Source organism: Streptomyces sp., from assembly GCF_035563135.1.
In the GTDB taxonomy this organism is placed as follows: Bacteria; Actinomycetota; Actinomycetes; order Streptomycetales; family Streptomycetaceae; genus Streptomyces.
Genome location: NZ_DATMVN010000291.1, coordinates 1 through 5,803, shown reverse-complemented (window position 1 = coordinate 5,803; position 5,803 = coordinate 1). Strand labels below are relative to the sequence as shown.

Annotated in this window: 4 protein-coding genes and 2 pseudogenes; 2 read left to right on the top strand and 4 right to left on the bottom strand. The window is 71.4% G+C overall.

From position 1 onward, the window contains the following. Positions 1 to 820: pseudogene (locus tag VN520_RS12820) on the bottom strand (phosphatase); the annotation flags it as partial. A gap of 598 nt (positions 821 to 1,418) precedes the next feature. Between VN520_RS12820 and VN520_RS12815 the strand changes: the two are divergent. Further along, complete coding sequence (locus tag VN520_RS12815) at positions 1,419 to 2,102, top strand: bifunctional DNA primase/polymerase (protein WP_325747016.1); 684 nt, start codon at positions 1,419 to 1,421, stop codon at positions 2,100 to 2,102. A gap of 463 nt (positions 2,103 to 2,565) precedes the next feature. Here VN520_RS12815 and VN520_RS12810 read toward each other — a convergent pair whose 3' ends face one another. The 3 genes from VN520_RS12810 to VN520_RS12800 form a co-directional block, all read right to left on the bottom strand. After that, the gene (locus tag VN520_RS12810; protein ID WP_325747015.1) at positions 2,566 to 3,531 is read right to left on the bottom strand and encodes a DUF5926 family protein; all 966 of its coding nucleotides are present in this window, start codon (positions 3,529 to 3,531) and stop codon (positions 2,566 to 2,568) included. Between the two features lie 282 nt (positions 3,532 to 3,813). Next, positions 3,814 to 4,338 carry an ATP-binding protein gene (locus tag VN520_RS12805; RefSeq protein WP_414719842.1) on the bottom strand — a complete coding sequence of 175 codons (525 nt, stop codon included), beginning with the start codon at positions 4,336 to 4,338 and terminating at the stop codon, positions 3,814 to 3,816. Between the two features lie 230 nt (positions 4,339 to 4,568). Then, positions 4,569 to 5,396 carry a glycerophosphodiester phosphodiesterase family protein gene (locus tag VN520_RS12800; protein ID WP_325747014.1) on the bottom strand — a complete coding sequence of 276 codons (828 nt, stop codon included), beginning with the start codon at positions 5,394 to 5,396 and terminating at the stop codon, positions 4,569 to 4,571. A gap of 198 nt (positions 5,397 to 5,594) precedes the next feature. Between VN520_RS12800 and VN520_RS12795 the strand changes: the two are divergent. Beyond that, positions 5,595 to 5,803 (top strand): annotated as a pseudogene (locus VN520_RS12795) (protease); the annotation flags it as partial.

Sequence of the window (5,803 nt, the reverse complement as noted above, 5' to 3'; positions counted from 1 at the left end):
CGCCGCCCCCGGGCGCGGCCCGGTGGCGGGCGGCGAGCCGCACTCCGGGGATCCGGGGCAGTCTGCTGGGGAGGAGTTCCTCGGCGAGGACGGCGGCGTGTGCCCTGGCGCGTTCCAGTTCGAGCAGGCGGGCCAGGTACTCGGCGGCGAAGCGGGCGTACACCTCGACGAGATGGCACTGGCGTTCCAGTGGTTCGGCCGGTTCGTCGTACAGCCAGACGGCCGCACCGAGCCTGCCGGTGGCTTCGGTGGCGAGGGGCTGCGCGTAGCTGGCGGCGTATCCGAGCCGGGCGGCCACCTCGCGGCAGCGGGGGTCGAGGCCGGCGTCGCCGAGGATGTCGGGGCTCGCCAGGGGGGCGTCGCTGTCCGGAAGGCCGTCGAGGAAGCGGCCGTACGCGGTGGCGCTGCGGGGCACCGTCTCGATGTGGCCCAGTTCGGCGTGCTCCAGGCCGAGCCCGACCGTGCGGGCCGGTCCGCCGCCGTCGGCGGGTTCGAGGATGAGGAGCCCCCGGCCGGCTCCCACCAGGGCCGCCCCGGCGGCCAGCAGCTCGGGAAGGGCGCTGTCCAGGGTGCTGGTCGCGGTCAGCCGTTCGGTGAGTTCGTGCAGGGTGGTGAGATCGGAGACCCATCCGGCCAGCCGGTCCTGGATGAAGGTTCCCGGGGCGGGAGGGGTGGAGGTCATCCCTCCCGTGGGCGCGGCAGTGTGCGTTGAAACGGGAACCATGGAGTCGATTCCAGCCACTTTCGGAAGGTGGGGGACGCTCATGACGGTCGGCTTCCCGACGGGTGCGTTATGTCGGATAGCATCGCAAACCCCCATGTCGTTCTGCGCCGCTATCGGTGCAACCACATGTATACGCACCCAGATGTACACGTACAAGTAAGGCAATGTCCAGCATTGTCCTCTCGGTTTTTACGGTGTCCGTGGGACAGTTGTTTTGGCTGAAAAAAGCACCCCCGGGCCGCTTTTTGCGATCGACTGGGGGCGCTCGACAGGGGCGCCCTCGGGGTGAAATGCCGGAGGGAGCGTCATCCAGAGCATGCTGGGTACGTAATCGTGGATGGCCAGGGGCAGTGTGACCGCCCCGGAACCCGACAGCGAGCCCGGGCGTCCTCACTGGTGACGGCCGCCCGCCGACCCCGAGCAGCGGGGTCGCACAAGGGGCGGCACGCGCGATGTGCACGCCGGTCGCGCGATGTATTCGACCGGACTCGGCTCGGTTCAACCCGGTTCGACTCGGCTCAGCTCCATTCTGTTCGGTTCCACTCTGCTCGGCTCGGCTCACGCTCGGCACCGGCTGTTCGGCCGTGCCGCAGTCCCGATGAGCGAGCACGCACGGCGAAGAGACGCACACGTGGTGTAACGAGCACGTGGTGCGATGTGGACCTCGGCGTTCAACGGAAAGGAACGAGCGCTCATGCGCGAGATCCTCGGAAGGCGACGCAGGCACCGGCCACGGCGCAAGGGAAGTTCCGCCCAGCTCGATGCGGCGCTGATCTGTGCCACCGTCCGGAAGTGGCCCGTGCTCCCCGGAGCAGGGCTGGCGACAGGAGCCGTGCGCGGCGCACGCGGCCGCGGCTGCGCCTGCCCCGATCCCGAGTGCGCCGTACCCGGCGCACACCCCTTCGACCCCGGTCTCCTCGCGGCGACCACCGACGCACGCATGGTGCGCTGGTGGTGGACCAACCGCCCTGACGCACCGGTCGTCCTGGCCACCGGTGGCCGGGCGCCCTGCGCGCTGAGCCTGCCCGCCGTCGCCGGCGCCAGGGCGCTGGCCGCACTCGACGGCATGGGGCTGCGGCTCGGCCCCGTGGTGGCGACACCCACCAGGTGGTCGCTGCTGGTGGCCCCGTACACCTTGGAGCGGCTCGGTGAGCTGCTGCACGCCCAGGACCGGGTGCCCAGCTCCCTGCGGTTCCACGGGGAGGGCGGCTATCTCCTCCTGCCTCCCTCCGAGGTGGGTGCGGGGCAGGTGCGCTGGGAACGTGCGCCGGAGGCGGGGAACACCGCGCCGTGGCTCCCGGATGTGGAGTCGGTCCTGGACGCGCTCGTCGAGGCGAGCAACAGCGCTCCGGACGGCGGCAGCCGGCTCGCGTACTGAGCGTTCGGCGGTGCGCCGGCGCGTGGAGCGCGGGCGGCTCACTCATCCAGGGGTGCGAGGCCGCCCGCCCCGGCGAGGACGCCGGATTTCTGTCCGAAAGCGAACGCCCGAAGGCCGGCGTCCGGCCCCGCTCCGCGCCGGAGCGGGACCGGTCCCGTACAGGAGGCTGCCGGAGGGCGGGTCCGTGGCGGGACGGATGCGCCAGGGCGGGAGACGGACGCGGGCCGGGCTTTCGCCGCAGGCCGCCGATACGCTGGGTGTCCCGGAGGGAACTCCGGGTGTCCGGGCCGGAAACGAGGACGTCCGGCCGCTGGCGACGGGGGATGCACCAGCGACCGGACTTCCAGAACCGTAACAAGAGATCTGCCGTGAGCAAATTCGATCTCGCCTATTCGGACAGTGATTTACCGGCGAGTACGGAAATCGTGACCGGAGTCACCCCCGTCCCGGACCGCCGTCACTGTCAGCTGAGCGTGACCTGGCGGTTGGTGAGCCCGCCGCGTGCCCGGCGTTCCTCGCCCGTCAGCGGAGCGTCCGAGGCGAGGGCCTCGGCGAGCCGCTCCGCGAACTGCGCCGCGGGCTTCTCGCACTCGCCGGCCCCCATCGCGCTCGGCAGGTCCCAGACCGGGACCATCAGCCCGTGGGCCCGGAACGAGCCCACCAGGCGGGTCCCTTCGCCGAGCGAGGAGGTGCCCGCCGCGTGCAGCCGTGCGAGGGCGTCGAGGAGCTGCTCCTCGGGGTGCGGCATGACCCAGCGCAGGTGGTTCTTCTCCGGCGTCTCGCACCAGTAGGCCGCGTCCACGCCGGAGAGCCGGACGGTGGGGATGGCGGCGGCGTTGGCCCGCTCCAGGGAGGCGGACACCTCGGCCGTGGCGTTCTCCGCGTCCGGGACCCAGAATTCGAAGCCGGAATGCACGACCGGCTCGAACGGGGCGTCCGGGTCGAGGGCGTCCTGCAGCCGTGGGCCGTCGGCGGGCACCCGGCGGGCGGTGACCGGTGAACCGGGCTCGGCCTCCAGCGCTCGCTGCAGGGTGTCGGCGAGATCGCGGCTGAGGTCGCCGGAGGAGGTGTCGTTCTGCAGGGCGAGCAGGACGGACCCGTCGTCGCGCCGCAGCGCCGGCCATGCCATCGGCAGTACGGTCGCGAGCACCACGGAGGGCACGCCCTCGGGCAGTCCGCCCTTCAGCGTCAGTTCGACGGTGGCGGCGGGGACCAGCTCACGCAGGGCGATCCAGTCGCACTCTCCGGAGATTCCTTCGAAGGGGCGCTGGACCAGCTCGGTCACGGCGTGGGCGGCGGCGCGTCCGTGACACGCCTTGTAGCGGCGGCCCGAACCGCACGGGCAGGGTTCACGTGCCCCTACGACCGGGATTTCACCGTCCTTGAGCTGCGGCTTCCCGGCCTTGGACTGAGGGCGCTTCTTGGCCATGGTGGGCGTTCTCCCGATTGCGACAGTGCGGTCTCGGGCGCGAGCCTAGCCGTCCCCCGCACGGCCGGGGCGCACCTGCCGTGGCACCCTCGCGGCCCACTCCGTCGTGCCGCCCTCCGCGGCCCTCCCGGTCCGGCTCGTCGTGCCGCCCTCCGTGGCGCTCCCGGTCCGGCTCGTCGTGCCGCCCTCCGTGGCGCTCCCGGTCCGGCTCGTCGCGCCGCCCTCCGTGGCACTCCCGGTCCACTCCGTCGTGCCGCTCCCGGTCCGGCTCGTCGTGCGCGCTCAGCCTGCGTCGTCGAAGGCTTCGAGAGCGTCGGCGAGGTCCAGCCCGTCGAGTGAGCCGAACCCGCTGATCCCGTTGAAACTGTTCAATCCGTCCAGGGCGTCCAGCCCGGACCGCTCGCGGCGTGCGGGCCTCGTGCTGCCCGGGGCCGCTGCGGCGAAGCCCTCGTTCCCCCGGCCCGCGGAGACCAGGGCCCAGACGGTGACCTCACCGACGGCGTCGTCCCGTACGCCCCATTCCTGGGCGAGGGCGCTGATGATGTTGAGCCCGCGCCCGCCGCGTGCGGTGACCGACGGTGTGGCCGGGGCCGGCCTGGTAGGCCCGCCGCCGTCCGTGACCTCGACGGTCAGGTCACCCCTCGTGTCCACGCGCCACGCGGCACGGACGTCGCCGTCCCCCACCTCTGAGTGCTTCCCCAGCGGCCTGCCGTGCCGGCAGGCATTGCTGAGCAGTTCGGAAAGGATCAGTACAGCGTCGTCGACCACGGTGTCCGAGACCCCGTTGCTGCGCAGTTGCTCGCGCATACGGTGCCGCGCCTGCCCCACGCCCGCAGGGCCATGGGGTACAGCCATGCTCGACGACGCGGGCACTTCCTGTGCCACCACAAACGCCACCCCCGAGACCTCCTTCGCCCCACGCCACGGATTGGATGCCCTTCTGGACTACGCCGGAAACCGGCCAAAGCCCTGTCAGTGATGCACTCGTAACGATCGATTGCGGAGTGAATGCGCCGGTGCACCCCTCGTAACTGATGTTAAGACCGGCCAAGTTGTGACAGAACCTGTTTCGGGCGGTTCGTGATGATTGCTTCCACTCCGAGGCGTGCGCAGAGCTCGACGTCCTCCGGGTCGTTCACGGTCCAGACGTGCACCCGGTGCCCCGCCCGGTGCAAGCGCTCGATGTAACCGGGGTGACTGCGTACGATCCGCATCCCCGGACCGGCGATCCGGGCCCCGGCGGGGAGCCGTCCGTCGCGCAGCCGCGGGGAGACGAACTGCATCAGGAAGACGGTGGGCAGGGTGGGGGCGGCGGCTCGGATGCGGTACAGGGACCGGGCCGAGAAACTCATGACGCGTACCGGGGACGGGCCGTCCGCCGGCGGGGCGTCCAGCCCGAACCGCTTGAGCAGGTGGAGCAGGCGCTCCTCGACCTGGCCGGCCCAGCGCGTAGGGTGCTTGGTCTCGATGGCCAGCTGGAGGGGCCGGCCGGCCGCCCGGACCTCGTGGGTGAGTTCGAGGAGCCGCTCCAGGGTGAGTACGGACGTGAGCTCACCCGGCACCGGGTCCCAGTCCGGGGACTCCTCGTGGTCCTTCCAGGACCCGAAGTCGAGGGCGGCGAGATCGGCCAGCTCCAGGGCGGAGACAGCACCCCGGCCGTTCGACGTACGGTTCACCCTGCGGTCGTGCACGCAGACGAGCTGTCCGTCGGCGGTGAGGCGCACATCGCACTCCAGGGCGTCCGCCCCGTCCTCGATGGCCTTCCGGTACGCGGCCAGGGTGTGCTCGGGAGCGTCGTCCGAGGCCCCGCGGTGGGCGACGACCTGGATGGGAGGATGCCGTGAGGGCAGGCGTGCGTGGGTCACCGCGACATCGTGTCACCGCGACGCGTCGGGTGCGGACACCTTGTTTGCGTAGGGCCTTTTTGTCTGATGTAAAGATTGGCGTGCGGATGCACAGGTCCTGCTTACAGTGGCCTGACGTGCTGTGGGAAAAGCTGACTGCAGACACGTGCACAGCGGATCTCTTGCCGAATGCCGAGTGGAACCGAGGAGTAAAGAGCTGTGAGCACCGAGAACGAGGGCAACGAGGGCAACACGGTTCCGTCCGTACCGTCCGTTCCGTCCGCACCTCCCGTGCCGGCTGCCGCTCCTGAGAGCACCCCGCAGGGGGGTCACTCCGCGCCGGACGTCCCGCCTGCCGTCCCCGCGGACGCGCCGACGGCCCACATTCCGGCCGCGGCGCACCCGCAGGGCGCAGAGCCGGCCGCGAC

What these genes read in the sequence shown, in the direction of transcription:
- VN520_RS12815 (WP_325747016.1), top strand. Translation starts at nt 1,419, where the DNA reads ATGCGCGAGATCCTCGGAAGGCGACGCAGGCACCGGCCACGGCGCAAG.
- VN520_RS12810 (WP_325747015.1), bottom strand. Translation starts at nt 3,531, where the DNA reads ATGGCCAAGAAGCGCCCTCAGTCCAAGGCCGGGAAGCCGCAGCTCAAG.
- VN520_RS12805 (WP_414719842.1), bottom strand. Translation starts at nt 4,338, where the DNA reads ATGCGCGAGCAACTGCGCAGCAACGGGGTCTCGGACACCGTGGTCGAC.